Below are 17,372 nucleotides of genomic sequence, written 5' to 3' on the forward strand. Positions count from 1 at the left end.
CGAATTGTCAATGGAACCGCGACGTGTTCTTCGGGCTACACTTGGAATAGTTCGGCCTCAAAATGCGAACGAATTGTCAATGGAACCGCGACGTGTTCTTCGGGCTACACTTGGAATAGTTCGGCCTCAAAATGCGAACGAATTGTCAATGGAACCGCGTCGTGTTCTTCGGGCTACACTTGGAATAGTTCGGCCTCAAAATGCGAGCGAATTGTCTCCGGGACGCCGACTTGTACCGCCGGTTACTCTTTCGACAGTTCGGCCTCAAAGTGTCAGCAAGTCGTCAGCGGAACGCCTGTTTGCGAAACAGGTTATTGGTTTAACAGCACTCTCTCTAAGTGCCAAAAAACCATCGATGGCTTACCAACGTGTCCCGCCAGTGAATCCTGGAATGAGACCTCATCCAAATGCGAGGTGATCGTCGGAGCATCTCCCGCTTGTAGTGATGGATATTCCCTGAACACGAGCGGTTCCATGTGTCAGCGTATTGTCCTCGCTGCTGTCAATTGCGAAGCGGGCTATTCATGGAACAGCTCCGCATCCAAGTGTCAGCGAGTCGTCAATGGTACACTAACCTGCCCAGCCACCCACACTTGGAACGAAGTCGCGTCAAAGTGTCAACTAATCGAGACTGCTCAACGAAGCTGCCCGACGGATTTTTCATGGAACGCTGCGGACTCGAAGTGCTATAAAATAACCGATGCCGACCGCAGTTGTCGCAATGGATTTGACCTCAATTCTGACGGACTGTGTGAACGAACAGTCGTCGACAACCAACCAGCAATACCCGTGTGCGAAGCCGGTTTTGACTGGAATTCTGGCACTCAGACCTGTCGTCGAACTCGTATGGAGTATGAGCCCGCCATCGTCGTTTGCCAACTCGGTTATTCCTTCGATGACGCAACTCAAGTTTGTCAGCGAATTACGCAAGAATCGGTCCAAGCGACACCAGTATGTGCCGCTGAATTTTCATACCACATTTCGTCTAAGACCTGCCGAAGAAGCCGCGTAGAGTCGATTAGCGCAACGAGGAGTTGTGCTGATTCCTTTGCCTGGAATGGTTCAACCTGCTTTAAGACGTGGGAAGAGCAAGAGCCGGCCAACCGCACTTGCCCGGCTACCTTTGATTGGGATTCGTCTGCCAACACCTGCTCAAAGAGCTGGGAAGAGCAAATTTCCGCTACGCGCTCCTGCGCCAGCCAATTTATCTGGGACCCAGAGATCCAACAATGCAGTAACACTACTGAGGAAAGTATCACCGCCACGCGATCTTGCCCCGCTCAGTACAACTGGAATGGGTCGATTTGCCAAAAGACATGGGATCAAGAAATCCCAGCGTCACCACTTTGTGACGATGGCTATGACCTATCTCCAGATGCCAGCACCTGTTCCAAGACGACCCTTGAAACCGGCGATCCTTCCGTTGATTGTCCTATCGGATTCTCGCTCACTGGCGAGGCTTCCTGTAGTCGCACCCGTACTCAGACTTTGCCTGCAACCGCGGTTTGCGATGACGGATGGAGCTACCAATCTGACTCGAATACTTGCCGCAAAATCACCGAAGAAACTCAACCGGCAACCCCGGCTTGCCAGGAAGATTATACCTGGAATCCCTCCAGTTCGGTCTGTCGAAAAACCATCGAATCAACGGTGGATGCGATCGCTAGTTGTCCTGTTTCGTTCACGCTAAATGCCACCACCGGCCAGTGTGAGCGCAATATCCCGGAAGTGCAATCTGCTACCCCGGTTTGCCAAACCGGATGGGATTACGAACCGACCCAAAATCTTTGCCAACGCACTCGAGAATTAACGCTTCCTGCTTCACCAACCTGTACTACCCCTGGGTATACCTACTCGCACGCTAATGGCGTTTGTCAAAAGAGCACCCTCGAAGAGGTTCCTGCACAGGTTCAATGTAGCGATTTATTCACCTATGACGGCTCCACCTGCCGCAGAATTATCGAGCAAAGCCAGGCTCCGAACCTAACCTGTAATGGAGATTACGTTCTTAATGCCTCCAACTTCTGTCAACGCATTCTCAGGGAGAGCGAGCCTGCGACTCGAACCTGTTCTGTCGGTTTTAATTGGAGCAATTCGTCGCTTCAGTGTGAGCAGTCGACTACAGAAGCTAAGCCAGCCATCCCACAATGCCTTGAAAATTGGCTCTGGAACGGTAATCAATGCTATCGCGTTGTGAAAGAAGAGCAGCCGTCTACTCGCATCTGCGAGACTGGTATGATTTTCGACCCTGCCCGTCAAACCTGTTTTAAAGTGGTTTCTGAGAAAGAAGCACCTGTCAGGTCTTGTCAGCCTGGCTCGAATTACAATTCCTCTAACTCACTTTGCGAAAGCGTCGTCACTGAAACCCAAGAGCCGGTACCATCATGCTCTATTGATTATAGTCTGTCTTCCGACCAAACGCGCTGTACTCGCGAGGTGACGGATTACACTGAAATTTACCACTCCTGCCCATCGGGTGGTTATACCTACAACGACGCTGGTTCATGTATCAGAGTGGTTCAAGATGAGCTCCCGGCGACCCGCAGTTGTGATCCGGGCTTCGTTTGGAATGATCAAAACGACCGCTGTGAGTCCGGTTTTACAGAAACTAAATCGCCGAGTTATTTGTGTGATGCAGGGTGGGAGTTCGCCTCCGGTACCACCTGTACACGTACGATCGAGCAACGTAAACCCGCGACCGTTGTGAACGAAAAATCCTGCCCCGCAGATTGGACAAATAACGGAGCTCGCTGCGTCCGTGGTGAACTCCAAACCAGCGACCCAATCATCGCTCGGTTCGAATATAGCTGCTCCTCGGGATTCTCACTCGATGATGACCAGTGCTATCGTGACACCGATGTCGTCATCAATGCGAGCATAGATCAGCAAAACCTGTGTTTGGATGGCTGGAGTGATACGGGGATTAATTGCTCTCAATCACGGGTTGTCCAAGAACCGTCCACGGTACTCAAAACCGTGTACCGTTGCCCCGATACCTACTCGTTGAACTCCTCCGATAATGTCTGCTATCGCTCGGCAATGGAGTCTACTCCGTTCGAAGAAACCATCGTCTATAGTTGCGAATCAGGATGGACGAAAGCTGATGCCGGTTGCGAACGACAGGTGCCTCAAATTCAACCTTCAATCGTCCTTGATGTCACGTTTGGTTGTCCGACCGGATGGCAGAAAGACGGCGCTAATCCACCGTTTTGTCACCGCGTTGAAACCGAATCCATCACAGCGGATATTAATGAAACCAACGTGTGTAGTGACCCTTTTGTTATCGGAAGTAGCCAGTGCGAACACACTTATATGACCACAATTCCTTCTACTGTCGTCAGTGTGTCCTATTCCTGCGCCGCTGGTTTTGCGCTGAATAGCGCTTCTAATCCGCCTAGATGTTTCGGTAGTTACGTTGATGAAAAGCCGATTCAAGAGCGTCAAGAAGACTACTGCGAGCAGGGCTTTACCGACACCGGATCAGACTGCTACCAGAAACAAACGTTTGTCGAACAACCGATACAAGTCGGTACGACGTATAGCTGCCCTGATGGGAAAACGCTCGATGGTGAATTCTGCTTCGTTGATAATTCAGCGACGTTGCCGGCCATCTTGAACACCGCCTATTCATGCCCGCAAGGATTCTCAGACACAGGATCTCGCTGTGAGCGAACTCGAGAAGTAATTCATGCACCGATCGTTACTAATGTGAATTACTCCTGCGCTAAATCTGGCTGGAATCTAAACTCCTCCACCAATCCGCCGACTTGCTTCGGCGATGTCGAGATTTCACAGCCAGCAACGGCGAAGATCAATAATGATTGTCCTGATCCAACCTGGAATGATACCGGCACCCATTGCGAGAAGGATGTCGAGCGAGTTGAACCCTCCTCAGTCGTTACGGTGGATTACTGGTGTTATGAAGGCTGGACCCTCGATGAGTCAATCTCTCCGGCGGCGTGCTATCAAATTAACTCGCAGTCCCGTGCAGCGACCGCGACGACGGAATATTTCTGCCTTACCGGCGAGGGTTGGAGTGATAGCGGATCAGACTGTGAGCGCTATGATTTGGTTGAATACCCCGCGGAAGAGCAGGTGAATCAGTCATACTGTAATCAGGGCTTCACCCTCAACAACTCCAGCGGATTGTGTGAAAAGTCATACACCCAATCTTTACCCGCCGTGGCCTATTGCCAAGCTGATTCCACCTCGACGGGGACGGGAACTCAAGAGGAAGAAGAGGAAGAAGATACCTCAGACAATACACTTGTCATCAAGCAAGCTCGATCGGCCCCTCAGCTGACTGGCGATGTCGACGATAGCTCAACCCCCGTCCATCTAATGAAGGCAATGAACAATCCTGTTGGTGGCGGTTCACTTTATAATAATCAGGTGTCCCCAGAATCCTTCGTGCCGACCCCTACGGGCGACTGTATGTTCTTGCCAGAAGCCGGCGTCACCGTCTGCGAAGGCTACTTCAACCATCCCATACCGGACGGCATGGAACTAACCCCGTTCTGTAAGAAAATCAATGTCATTAATGATGCTGATTTCTACAAGGGGTCGTGGTGCTTTACCGATGCCAATGGGGTCGAGGTTTGTGGTGAGTCAGATGAAGATGTTGTCGATGCTGGCTGTGCTGAATTATCGGCTAATGATGCCTGCGACTATGTGGGTGAAACCTGCGTAGAAGGTGCTCGCGGCACCGATGGCGTTTGCTACGCAACGGAGTTGACGTACAACTGCGGTGAGTGGATTGATGTTCCCGATATTGAATCTGAGACCGAATACACCTGTGAAGGTCCGATTCAGTGTATGGGTGCAGATTGTATCGACGTTAAGAAGACTCAGAGCGATTCCTTCAATCGCGTTCAAGAGCTTACCCATACCATGCAATTCATGGGCATCGACATGGGCTGTGAGCCGCTACCTGGCACCGATCAGATGGAATGTGAAGTCTTTAAGGGTGAAGGGTCACAGTGTTCGATCTATGCCTTTGGTATCCAAGATTGCTGTGATGTGCCGAGTAACGGCGACCCGATGGGTCTCATCATTGCAGGCATGGCACTCGCCAAAGCCAATGCCTCCATTATGGCACTGGAATCAACGCAGCTCGTTGGCGGATTAAGCGACACTGTTGGTGCCTTCCAGCAACTATCGACGTCGACTACGACGATGTTTAGTAATGTGTCATCACCGTTTGTCACGCACATTGAAAGCATGACTGGCACCGTGTCCGAGTTTTTCGCTCCAGTTACCGATGTCGTCAATGGCGCGGTGGAAGCGCTCATGACGTTTATTGAGGAGACGATTGCTGACTTTATTAACTTGATGGTGGAAGGAGCGACCAATGCCGCCGGCTCAGCGGCCGCTGATGCGGGGACGGAAAAGCTTGGAGAGGAGTTGATCGGCGATGTAGGCGGTAATGCAGCAGAAGGTCTCGCCACCGATGTCGGCGCGCAAGTCGCCGCGAATATCATGGCCGCGATGTCCGTGATAATGCTTGTATATACAATTTATAACGTCGCCGTTATGATTATAAGTCTAATACATCAATGTAAAGAAAATGAATTCGCGCTAGCAGGTAAACGGGCGGCGGATAGCTGTACGTACTTAGGTTCCTATTGCGCGAAGGAGGACCTACTCGGTATCACCTGCGTTGAGAAGGCGCAGAGCTACTGCTGTTACAACTCGCCACTCGCTCGGATCGTCAATGAGCAGGTCATGGCAATCAATGGCGTGACGCCAGACCTGAAGAATCCGTCGTGCCCAGGGCTCACCACTACCGAGCTTCAAAATCTGGATTGGTCACAAATTGATTTGAGCGAGTGGACGGCAATGCTGACCAAGTACGGTTTGAACCCCGAGATGACGGCCGATGACATTAACTTCGACATGCTATCGGGTACGGGTTCGATGTATAACGATGTGTTCTTCGACGACAGTGGTGAGCGACCTGATGCGGCTACTCGAGCCCAGCAACGGCTCGAGGGCTTCGATGTCGATGAAGCCAGAGAAGAGGCGAGGGAGAACACCGAAACGGACGTCGAGGGATGTAGCACTTGCGGCGATGGCGACGGCTGAGGGGAGTAGGCAAGCTCGTGAACGATCGATTCTAAATCCTCGGTCGCTTCACAAGCTAGCAACCAAAAAAAAGCTGCCGAAGCAGCTTATCCCTAATTAAACAACCCTTACTGGGGTTTGACGAAGAGATTGATATTACCCTGATTAATCATGAAGGGGATTTCATTGTAGTTTCCCTCCTCATCAATAATGAGTCGACGCGGAGCGATATACATGTGAAACCACTCAGGCATACCCTTTGAAATTTCAACCAAAAGATCGAGCTGCGAGTAACCACGATCATTGATAAAACCGTTTTGGCTCGAATCAATGTCAAATCGACTAAACTCAGTTTGAGTAGAGGCTGTCTCGATCCACAGCTTGTCGTTGAAGTCTAGCGGGTAAACGAGCAGCGTGCTCATGCAGCGGTTATCAAGTTCACAGTCCCCATTACCATACGCTACCGCGCCTGCTGTTAACACGTTTAACTGAGCTACCGTTACACTTCCCCTTATTTCAAAACCCATGCGCTCGTATGCGCTAACTGCTGCAACTTCAAATGATGCCGTCAGCCTTTTTCTTGCTTCCAGTTCCGTCTCACCTTCCTCTTTGGGCATCCAAAAGATCACCCGATTACGCTCTGCAACGGTATGGACTAACGCGCCGCCGATAATATCGGTGGCGGCAAACAACCCGCCCGATAACCCAGCCATTGACGCCGTATTACCGACTAAAGCAGCTCCGGCAATCGTACCGGTTCCTGAATCCCAGAAAGATGAGTCAATCACTGTCCCTTCAGGCAATTCGACATCATGTAGCTCCACGCTCATGCCAGCGCGATGCCAGACATTCAGCGCCTCGCTTTTCGAAGGGTCGTAGGTGTAATGATCTTCGATATACACACCTGGCTCCTTTGGGCTCAGAGTACAACCCACGGTCAGGGATAGCGTCACGCCTGCTACAAGCAATTTAAAAGTGTTCATGTTCGTGTTCTCCTTAACTTGATTTATAATTAGTTTCCCATGATTCGCTGATAATGCAACTGCTTCAACCTCCAGTAAAAAGACAAAAAAAAGCCCCGACAACAGGGGCAAAGATGGGAATGGTTTGCAGTGTTAAGCAACTGCGGTGCTGGGGGAGGGGACCTCAACAGCGGTTTTCTTCTTCTTCGTGGTTTTAGCCTTCGCTGAGGCGACTGCTTGGCTTGTGCCGACTTCCTTCGCCTTTGGCTTGGCGCTGGTGGTCTTTTTTGCCTTTGCCTTTGCAGGTTGCTTCGCGGGGGTTTTTGAAGCCTTCTGGTCATCTTGTTCCGACTCGCTAGCCTTGAGCTTGCTGTATGATCGAGCACTTAAATTCTGGATAGCTCGCTTGAAGCGATTCAAGTGTTTACGCCAATTAGAAATAAGCATAGCTCGCTCCGTGGAGCCGATCTTACCCACCAACCAAAGTGTTTCCACGATTTGTACATGATGATCAACGGCCTGAAGCATCATCAACCAACGGTTCAATCCCTGTGAGGTGACCGTCATTTTGTACGATCTTGGTTCCGCCGATCCGACGTCATGAGCATTTATCCCACTTTGCTTGAGTATTGGCTCGAGTTGCGCCTGTTCTTCATGCATCGCATCCTCAAGCTCTTTAAACATCTTGTCGACGGCTTCGTCGATTATTTTACCTTCATCATATTTACAAAGATGCTGTAACGTCACCTGCACCTGGTACATGCTTTGCGAAACGATTGAAGCTTCTCGCTTTAAGTGTTGCTGTACCGCCCGTGACAAGAAGGTAAGATGCAGTGTCATCTGAGGTTTGGCACGGTAAATCTCGTTGTTTTCGCTCTCAAACTCTTCAATAAGAACACTGTTTTCAGTAGTGGTACCCATAAGCTTTCTCCTTTTTAGTGCTTAAAGATTACCAATGATTTTTATCGGGTATCGCGCTGACTCTGCCCAATAGGGGCAGAGTTAAGAAAAAAACTTGACGCATCAAAACACCGTTGTTAGTCTTTTGGATAGGCAACTTACCTTGTCGTAACAAAACAAGCTGTACGTTCAGCATCAAATCGCGCTACGCGCTGTGCTTAGGCACTACTACGATCATTGATCGAATCGATAACAAGTCGAACCAAAGCAAACGCGCTTTGGATGGCTCCTTTAACTAAAGGGCGTCAATCGGCTATATTATGCCGTCTATACGAAACGCATAATCTTACCCCCTAGAAACGACCCCCGAGGGTGCATCGAATTTTTACTCCTTATAGGGTAATAACTCATTGTGTCTTCGACACATATTTCTAGCTGAAGAAATCTCAAATATCTCAGCATCTAATCGCTAATTTTTATTAGCTGGCTTCTTGCCACTCAAGCAACGTTTGTTGCTTCTAATCGCTCTTTTCGAGCATCACTGACCTAGAGGGTGGCTTCCTTTAGGGGTGTCTATCCTCATTTTATGAGGATTTTCACATGGCATATTTAATCACTGAACTTGTTTTCTTTGGCGTAATTATTGGCTTCACTATTGGTCTGGTAATTGCCTTTGGCATTCTAGTTTCTAAAGGGCTTAAAGCTCTCGGCGTTATGGCCAGTTTACAGTCTTTCGCGACTGGTCTGGTTACGCGCTTGCGTACCGGTTCTACTTCTTTTGATTCGGTGTTGGACGCTCCGAGTTTAGAGATTCTTCCGGTAAGTGGTTTTCACAGTGAACTTACTGATCTATCCGATGAACCTGCTTTCAAACGAAAGCAACTTAATCGCGGTATCTTTTACGTCACTCCTGACGAACGAGATGCTACTGCACTCAATGACGAGTTTGATTCGTGTTCTGATGAACATGAGTTGCCTCGCGCTGCTGCTTAGATAGATCTTTTTAATCACGAAGTCGTCGCAGACTTCGATTTACCCATTAGGGAGTTATTCCCTCTTGGGAGTTAGCTCCCTTTTTTTTGGAGAGTTAACTATGTTAGGCGTAATTATTGTGTGCACGATTTCTGGTTTTTGTTTTGCAATGCCAGTTATCAAAACCACACGTCGCTTAGGTCTTACTTAAGCACATCTTTTCAAGGGTTCATTTGAACCCTTGGCCTTTTTTTTAAAGGCATTGGACTCCTGTTGGATGCTCCACCAAAGCACATTGTTCAGTGTGTTTCGGGGAGCGTCCAACTCCACAAAACTTAATCTTAAGGAGTAGTGTTATGAGTCTTTTAATTGTTTGTGCTTGTGTCCCAGCGGCTTACGTATTGTCTCGTCCTGTTATGAATACACTTAACAAGATCGGCATTTACTAGCGTAATCGGCGTGAGTGGGTTAGCCGCCCACTCACCCTTTTCTTTTTTTGAGTATGCAATCCATTGCTGTCTTAACAGACATCGAGAGATTGTGTCTTCGACACATATTTCTAGCTGAAGAAATCTCAAATATCTCAGCATCTAACCCCCGATGGGACCACTCCCATTGGGTGTAGTCTCATCTTTTTTTCACAATCAGAGAGACTACAACTATGAATGCAATCAATACGATTGATGTTAAGGCAGAGTTCAACTTGGACAAAGATCGCTTCGGCAATCCTTTTCCAGCAGGCGTTAAATTTCCTGTGTTGAATGTAGAGGAATCTACCGCCCATGCTATCCCGCAGAAGGAGCTTCATTATTTTGAGGCTTCGTTTGTCAGCGATGTATTTACCTGGCTTCAAGAACCCGGTCCATTTGGTCTAATGATCACTGGTCCAACGGGGACTGGCAAAAGTTCGGGTATCGCTCAGATGGCAGCTCGACTCAATTGGCCGACAACAGGTATCACGGCTTCAGGCAATTTTTTGTTTGAAGATCTCGTTGGTTCCTGGGGACTTGTGCAAACCGATCCGGGTGCTCCACCTGTGACGAAGTTTCGCTACGGTCCACTGCCACTTGCAATGAAAGAAGGTCGCATCCTTGTGATCAACGAATTCGACTACGCCGACCCTAACGAGTTAGCGGGTTTGAATGATGTGATTCGAGGTAGTGGTCTCTTCATCGAAGCGACGAACGAATGGATCAAACCCCATCCTAAATTTCGTGTCGTGATTACCGGTAACTCGAAAGGGTATGGTGATGACACGGGACTTTATCGTGGTGTTAAGACGCAGAACCTTGCGTTTTTGGATCGATTCATTGGCGTCGAGGTAGATTACTTACCGAACGATGTTGAAGTCAAAATGCTCACGGATTATCTGGGCCTTGATTCAACGCATGAGTCGACACTGAGTACGTTTGTTACGTGTGCTAACTCTGTTCGAAAGCGTTTTCTTTCTGATTCAGCAGAAGCGCTATCTGCCACGATCACTACCCCTAAGCTCAAGCTCTGGGCAAAGGAGTCGTTTCGTATTCAAGCATCTGTTCGCAAAACAGGCACATCGGTATCACCGCCCAAAATGGCACTTGAAAAAGTGTTAACAGGCATGATCCCCGATGTCGATGCCGTCGCGATTCACAAGATTTGTGAGTCTCACTTCGGCGGTTTGTGGGTAGATTAAATGGATATTCTCTTTCAAGGTCGCTTTAACACCGATGTCTTTCAATCTTACTGCGACGTCTTGGGGTTTTCGCTCCCTGTCGCCGCAATGTCGATTGACCCATCTGGCCTGTTAACGGGATGTCTCCACGATGATAAAGCACGCTTTTTAGGTGCCTTATTGTTAACTCATTTATCTAGTCATGATGGGCAGTCTTTTCTGTCTTTCATTCTAGATGAAAAACCGTTTCCTCCAATCAGCTGTGAAGATGATGCTTACGCTTTGTTTAGGTCAGCTCAGCTCACAATGACGAAGGAAACCAAGCACCAACTGAGAATGTTGTCGCCGTCGTATCAATTTGAACGAATTGAGTTTACGCCGAACGTCGCATTCTTTTAACCCTAAAGGGTCGCTCCTTTAGGGGTGGCCATATCTTTTATTTATAGGAACAAATTATGTCTGATTTAAATATGGTGGCCTTAGTTGGCCGTTTGGGTGAGATTGCCGTTAGTAACCACAACGGTACTCAAATTGCTAATGTGTCAATCGCGACTCGCGAGCACCGCAAGGTGAATAACGAGTTTGTTGAAACCACACATTGGTTTGATATTGCTGCCTTTGGCATGATGGCTGATAAACTTATCAGTCATGGCAAGGGCGCTCTGGTCTCTGTGAAGGGTCAGTTGAAACAAGAGAAATGGGAAAAAGACGGGCAGAAACGCTCTAAAGTTTCTATTTTGGTTGAATCAGCGCAATTACTCGCTAAACCACAAGCCCAATCCGCGCAGCAACAAGGTGACTACCAACAGGCTCAACAGCCTCAAGGTGGATACCAGCAGCCGCAGCAAGCTCAACAGCAAGGTGGCTACCAACAGGCTCAACAGCCTCAAGGTGCGTACCAACCGCCGCAGCAAGGTGGTTACCAGGCTCAACAGCCTCAAGGTAATCAGCCTCAAGCTGCTCCATCAGGGCATGATTTTAGCAATGAAGACATTCCGTTTTAGGAGTGACATTCGTTAGCTATAATTAACATGACTGATCAATAAAGGCTCCCTCGGAGCCTTTTCCTTTAACCCTGACGGGTTTTTCTTCCGTTAGGAGGAGAGGCTCGTCCGAGGAGTTTATCTATGAATAATGTGTACGACGAAATTAAGCGCACGCTACTGAATGTAGCCACCGCTTATGATAATGCAGGTTCGTTAAACGGGCTTAATCATCAATCAGAGGTCGTGTTTGCACTCGATCAAGTTAAGAAAGCCCTAGCTAAGGAAAAAAATAGGGCCGGCTTTGCGACCAATGCGTTCCGTAAGGAGCCATCATCCATAGCTAGTGCTTACGTCAGTGCAGCATCAATGGGTTTGTCATTAAATCCAAGTTTACGCCAGGCCTATCTCATACCACGAGACGGCCGATGGATTGTCGATCCTGGTTACCAGGGCTACGTTCATCTCGCTGCTAAAAACAGTGGGTTAGTAAACTGTTGGGCCGAAGTCGTTTTTGCGGGGGATACTTTTACGCCGCTTGGACGGACACAACGACCGATTCATGAATTTGATCCGTTTGTTGAAAAACGCGGGGAACTTCGTGGCGCTTACGCGGTGGCCATTCTAGCTAATGGTCAAGAGATGGTGGAATTCTTACCCAAGGAAACCATCGCTCGTATCAAGGCCTGTTCACATGGCTCAGGAAGCGGATACTCTCCGTGGAATGCTGACAAGTGGGAGCAGGACATGATTCGCAAATCGGCGCTCAAGCGATTAATCGCTGGTGGTGGTTGTGTTAATTCTTTCGTCTCCAACACGGCTTTGATGAACGCCATACAGTTGTCTGACAACAACTATGAGGACGTTCACATTGAAGCACCTAAACCAATAGCATTGCCCTCACCGGCAGAGCTAGAGGCGAAGTTTGGCGCGGATAAGGAGTTCTTGAGCTTCTGTGATGCAGTCATCGAGCGTTGCGTTGCAACGAATGGGAAAAATCAAGGTATTGAGCTAATCGCTGATCGTTTTGGTGATGAAGCAAAAGCCTTCTTTATCCCGCGACTCGATAAAGCCTTCGAAGGAGCTTAGCCATGAAACTTGTCGACTATGCCCAGCGCTCCGCGGAGTGGCTGGAATGGCGGCAGGGTGGGATTAGTGCGAGTGAAGTGTCGATTTTGGTCGATGCTAACCCGCACAAAACCATTTGGCGCCTCTGGATGGAAAAAAAGGGAAAAGCTAAACCGGAAGATTTATCCAAAAATCCAAACGTCCAACGCGGCGTAAAGATGGAGGATACCGTTCGGGTGATGGCTGAAAATTACCTCGATTGCGGCCCACTGTTAGCGCCTTGCGCTGAAAGTGACGAAAGGACGTATGTGAGAGCATCGTTTGATGGTCTAACAATCGATGGGAATATCCCTGTGGAACTTAAGTCGGTTTCACAAAAGCAATTTGATCTGGTTGAATCGGAGCGTACAGAAAGTGAAGTGTACCAACTTTACTACTGGCAGGTGTTATGCCAGATGTATGTAGCCGAAGCTGACCATGGGTATTTGTTTGTAGCAGGACCTAACTTTGGGGACCAGTTTGTTTGTTTTAAAATTGAAGCGAATGAGCAAGATCTCACCAAGTTATTGAAAGCGATTGATGAGTTTCAAAAGAAGCTTATTAATAACAAACAGCCTAAAAAAGATGCTCAACGAGATGTTTTTTATCCTGAAGATGAAGCGCAAGCGACTCGATGGTCAAGAACAAGTTGGACGTTGGCTGACACAGCGGCTCAAATTAAAGAGCTAAAAGGTCAAATTGAAATGCTAGAGGTTCGCAAGAAGCTACTAGCACAGGACGCAGTATCAGAGATGGGTGAGTTTCTGACTGCCGACGCGTTAGGCGTAGCCGTAACTCGAAGTTTTCGACCGGGCAATGTTGATTATTCAGCGTTGCTTGAAGCGAAAGGCATTACGGTTACGGACGATGAGCTTGAAGCGCATCGTAAACCTGGCTCAGAGAGTGTGTTAATACGCTCGACGGGTCGAGATATGCCCAAACGTGTGTGTGATGAAGATTTAGTTGCCGTCTATGAGAACATTGACTGCTTCCGAGAATCCGATTCGTTCTTTTAACTCACTGGAACACGACGCTTTGCGTTGTGCTTCCTAAGTGTTCGTTTTGAATGCTTAGCAAGCACGATGTAGGTACAGAATTTGTCCTTGCGGCAATAGTGAGCTGACACTTATCTCAGCAACTAACCGCTCTGTTATAGAGCTACGATATGAACCCAAAGGGGCTATTTACCCTTCGGGTAGTAGTCCCACTAATTTAGGACTACTACTATGTTTACAGTCGTCGAAAAGCCGGCCCATTCAGCTCTGTCGTCATTAGATTTGCAGAGTGAGGAAGTGAACGATGCCATTGTGGATCAAGCAAAGACCATTATGGCTAACCGTTTTCAACCAGGTCGACACATCCAATCGCCTAGCGATGCGAAAGACTTTCTTCGCATTGAGCTCGGTGATAGTGATATTGAAGTGATGGGCATGTTAGTGCTCTCCAATGCCAATAACGTTTTAGGTATTGAGACGCTCGCTACAGGCACAATTGATCGCTGCACGGTGTACCCAAAAGAAATAGCCAGAACGCTATTACTCAAGTATCCCCGAGCCAATGCATTATGCTTATTCCACAACCATCCAAGTGGGTCAATCGAACCGAGCGACGCTGATCAGCGGTTCACTCAGCTCGTTATTGAGGTTTGCAATCTCCTTGATGTTCGGGTCCTTGATCACTTTATTATTACCAGTAGAGACGTATTTTCCTTCGCGGAAGAAGGTCTTATTTAACCCTGAGCGGTCCATCTGCTCAGGCGGGTGGCCGCTCATAGATTACAAGGAATATTCCTATGAGTTCACTCAATCTACTGCTGTCGGCAATGTCCGATAGAAACGCTGAAAGCTTCTCGATAGAAGTCCAGCAGCAATTGGTTAAGCGCGTCATTATTGATTCACCGAATCAATCAACGACCGTATCGATTAATCGTCTTTCATCGGGCGAGCAATCGGCTATTCATTCACTGTTAACTAAAAGTGTAAACGCCACAAAGCGCGATTCGTTTTTCATTGATATTCATGTGAGAAGCGGCGCCTTGGTGTTGCATTAGGAGGTGACATGGATAGTTACTCGATTTTCCGTTGCCAAAAAGATGGTTCAGATAAGCTTTGGACTATTGGTTCAGATGGCTCGTTCTGGGGTGCTACGTCGAAGGTCTTGTCTAGGCCGCGTTCGTCATGGCAAACCAAGCGCGCCAATCACTCACCCGATGACATCACCAAAAAGATTCGTCAGAAGCTTAGTAAAGGCTATGTCTATTGTGGCGAGGTGACGGATCTGACCGATACTGAAGTGCTCAACGATGTCGTATACGATTCGTCGGTTACGCAATCGTTTACGAGCTTTGAGCGAGTTTCAACGTCATCGTCTTCGCGAAGTGATGAGACTGAGCGCAACAACGCAATGTCATCGTCATTTAGTTCCGCTTGCGATTCGATGAATATTGAACCTGACCCATTCTTTTAACCAGTAAAGTGTACCGTGGCCTCGTGCCACGACACTTTTTTTTGCATTGTGTTGACCTGTATTCCACCACTTGCTAATCTTGATTAATGACCATTAGGTCAGCGCTGCTAACTGAGGCAGTTGAAATAACTTAGTATCTAATAGCCCAGCTTAGCGCTGGCACTCCAGTTGTTACTGAAGTTTTAAACACATCACTTCTATCCATACGTCGATAGCGCCGTTGTTTTTGACGCCTATCGAGCTTATCCCTATGCCTGTGCGTAAAGCAAATTGCCCTCCGTCACGTTGAGAGTGACTTACTTTGCGCTTAGCGTAAGACAGATACCTTCGTCTGTATAAATAACGAAGATTTCAATTGTTTGCTTAGCAAACTATTAATTAAACCCTATGGGGCATGACCCTATAGGGGAGTGCTCCGTCTTTTTTTGGAGCATTCCTATGCAAATTAATAATCTAGGTCGCATTGCGATCATCAACGTTGACTTCACTCTTTGGAGTGGTCAGTCAAAGCTTGAAGAGTCCGATGTACGTTTAGGTGAAGGTGGCAAGTTGCCTTCTAAAGAGGCAGCAGCTTTAGGTCAAAAGAAGTTAGTTGACCCCAAATCACTTAACGCGCTACTCAAGCTTAAACAACGCGCTCGTCGATTAGCCGACTCGGTTGGTTTTACCTTCCTAAATGGTTGGGCAATTCCTATTGATCGGTTACCGGAGATTGAGGATAAGCTCGCAGTCATTCGTCAAGAGTTCGAACAAGAGAAATTATCTTTTTTGAACCACTACGAGGCATCTTCAGATGCTTGGCTCGAGCAACACCCTGAAATCAAAGCGTCGGCTAAGGCAGCTAGACCCACACTCGCTCAGCTTGAACGAAAATTCGATCTAACGATCGACTCGTTTAAAGTTGACCCGGTAGGGGAGGAGGCCGCCAAAAGCTTAAATGACCGTGTTACACAAACCTTAAGTCATCGCCTCGAGTCTCAAATCGTAGACATCGCAACCAAGTTTTACCTTGAGCGATTCTGCGGTAAGAACTCATTACGCGTGACAAATAAAAGTTTGGGACCGTTAACTGCGCTGTTAGATAAGCTCAGAGGTCTTTCCTTTATTGCGCCGAAGTTCGCGCATTTAGAGGATGTAATGGATGACTTGTTAGCTCGGCTATCTCAAACCTTTAATGGGCAAGAGATCGCCGGTAGAGAGTTTTATGAGGCGCAAGCCTTGATTCTGATACTTCAGGATAAAAAACTCTCCGATCAGTATGTCGACGCTGCTGACAGCTCGGCAGACAAGTCTCAGGCAACCGCTTTTATTCAGTCAGTCGCAGGATTAGACCAGAATGAAGTGACAGACGAACCGGATCTTTTGTTGGAAACCCCTACGAATGATTCGCGTATCAACTCAGATTGGACGCCAATGGCTTCCTTCTTTTAACCCGATGGGGATTTACTCCATTGGGGGTGAATTCCCTTTTTTTTAGGAATTTACTATGAGAAAGAGAACTGATAGCGGTGTCTTTGGGGCTTTACCCATTGTCGCTGCCCATTACGGCCAAAGCTTAGGGGTCAATGTTATCGTAGGCTCGAAATCCAATGCCTGTACAGACGGTAAAACCATTTGGCTCCCTAATACTGAGAAACAAACAGTTTGGGGTCTATTAGCACACGAAGCGGCTCATGTTCGATATACCGATTTCACGGTAAGTCGAGCTGGTCGATTACGGTCCATGCTTATCAATATTGTTGAAGATGTTCGCATCGAACAGCAATTGATGGGCGTTTACCCAGGTGTTCGAAAAGACTTGCAGCAGGTGATGACGGAGTGGGAGCGTGAACAAAAATTAGTTCATGTTACCGCTGACGACGCACCACCAACAATCTTTTCAGCATTACTTATGTACCACGGCTACTCGTTGGTTTGTGGGTATGATCTGAACGGTTTGGAGGTATCAGCAAAGTCAGGCTTCATCGAAGTCTTCGGACAGACGATGTATGACGACTTTATGCAGGTTATCGCCCATTACGACTCGTTAGCTAGTACACAAGATGTTGCTAACTTCGTCGACGAGGTGCTGGCTTTCTTTCAGACAGAGCTCAATGAGCTTCAAAACCAATCTGACGATTCTGATGATGACTCTGACGGTGATTCTGATGATGACTCTGACGGTGATTCTGATGATGACTCTGACGGTGACTCTGATGGTGATTCTGATGGTGATTCTGATGGTGACTCTGACGGTGACTCTGACGGTGACTCTGACGGTGATTCTGA

At 48.0% G+C, this 17,372-nt stretch carries 13 protein-coding genes and 1 pseudogene; 12 read left to right on the top strand and 2 right to left on the bottom strand.

The window, feature by feature from the left end; translation table 11 throughout:
• Nucleotides 1-474 precede the first annotated feature (474 nt).
• On the top strand, nt 475-6,084 hold the full coding sequence (traN, locus tag Q0698_RS12965; protein WP_298637121.1) for a conjugal transfer protein TraN: 5,610 nt from the start codon (nt 475-477) through the stop codon (nt 6,082-6,084).
• A 107-nt stretch (nt 6,085-6,191) separates the two neighbouring features.
• On the opposite strand, the gene Q0698_RS12970 is transcribed toward traN, so the two are convergent.
• On the bottom strand, nt 6,192-7,046 hold the full coding sequence (locus Q0698_RS12970; RefSeq protein WP_298637122.1) for a hypothetical protein: 855 nt from the start codon (nt 7,044-7,046) through the stop codon (nt 6,192-6,194).
• 132 nt (nt 7,047-7,178) lie between these two features.
• Nucleotides 7,179-7,946, bottom strand: a complete 768-nt coding sequence (locus Q0698_RS12975) for a hypothetical protein (protein ID WP_298637123.1) — start codon at nt 7,944-7,946, stop codon at nt 7,179-7,181.
• Between the two features lie 579 nt (nt 7,947-8,525).
• Between Q0698_RS12975 and Q0698_RS12980 the strand changes: the two genes are divergently transcribed.
• The 11 genes and pseudogenes from Q0698_RS12980 to Q0698_RS13030 form a co-directional block, all read left to right on the top strand.
• Nucleotides 8,526-8,918, top strand: a complete 393-nt coding sequence (locus Q0698_RS12980; RefSeq protein WP_298637124.1) for a hypothetical protein — start codon at nt 8,526-8,528, stop codon at nt 8,916-8,918.
• 640 nt (nt 8,919-9,558) lie between these two features.
• Nucleotides 9,559-10,569: a MoxR family ATPase gene (locus Q0698_RS12985; RefSeq protein WP_298637125.1), complete on the top strand. Its 1,011-nt coding sequence runs from the start codon at nt 9,559-9,561 to the stop codon at nt 10,567-10,569.
• Nucleotides 10,570-10,947 carry a hypothetical protein gene (locus Q0698_RS12990; RefSeq protein ID WP_298637126.1) on the top strand — a complete coding sequence of 126 codons (378 nt, stop codon included), beginning with the start codon at nt 10,570-10,572 and terminating at the stop codon, nt 10,945-10,947. It abuts the gene before it with no gap.
• 56 nt (nt 10,948-11,003) lie between these two features.
• On the top strand, nt 11,004-11,552 hold the full coding sequence (ssb, locus tag Q0698_RS12995; protein WP_298637127.1) for a single-stranded DNA-binding protein: 549 nt from the start codon (nt 11,004-11,006) through the stop codon (nt 11,550-11,552).
• A gap of 123 nt (nt 11,553-11,675) precedes the next feature.
• A complete protein-coding gene (locus Q0698_RS13000; RefSeq protein WP_298637128.1) occupies nt 11,676-12,620 on the top strand; it encodes a RecT family recombinase in 945 nt (314 codons plus the stop codon).
• 2 nt (nt 12,621-12,622) lie between these two features.
• Entirely contained in the window at nt 12,623-13,654 is a 1,032-nt protein-coding gene (locus Q0698_RS13005; RefSeq protein WP_298637129.1) for a lambda-exonuclease family protein, read from the top strand.
• Nucleotides 13,655-13,864: 210 nt separating this feature from the next.
• Nucleotides 13,865-14,371, top strand: a complete 507-nt coding sequence (locus Q0698_RS13010; RefSeq protein WP_298637130.1) for a JAB domain-containing protein — start codon at nt 13,865-13,867, stop codon at nt 14,369-14,371.
• A gap of 59 nt (nt 14,372-14,430) precedes the next feature.
• Nucleotides 14,431-14,688, top strand: coding sequence for a hypothetical protein (locus Q0698_RS13015; RefSeq protein WP_298637131.1), 258 nt, complete (start codon nt 14,431-14,433; stop codon nt 14,686-14,688).
• A gap of 8 nt (nt 14,689-14,696) precedes the next feature.
• Nucleotides 14,697-15,104 (top strand): hypothetical protein, encoded by a 408-nt coding sequence (locus Q0698_RS13020; protein ID WP_298637132.1) that lies wholly within the window; start codon nt 14,697-14,699, stop codon nt 15,102-15,104.
• 438 nt (nt 15,105-15,542) lie between these two features.
• Entirely contained in the window at nt 15,543-16,535 is a 993-nt protein-coding gene (locus Q0698_RS13025; RefSeq protein WP_298637133.1) for a DUF3150 domain-containing protein, read from the top strand.
• A gap of 55 nt (nt 16,536-16,590) precedes the next feature.
• Nucleotides 16,591-17,372, top strand: a pseudogene (locus Q0698_RS13030) (hypothetical protein); the annotation flags it as partial.

It is taken from the genome of uncultured Umboniibacter sp. (genome assembly GCF_947497555.1).
In the GTDB taxonomy this organism is placed as follows: Bacteria; Pseudomonadota; Gammaproteobacteria; order Pseudomonadales; family DSM-25080; genus Umboniibacter.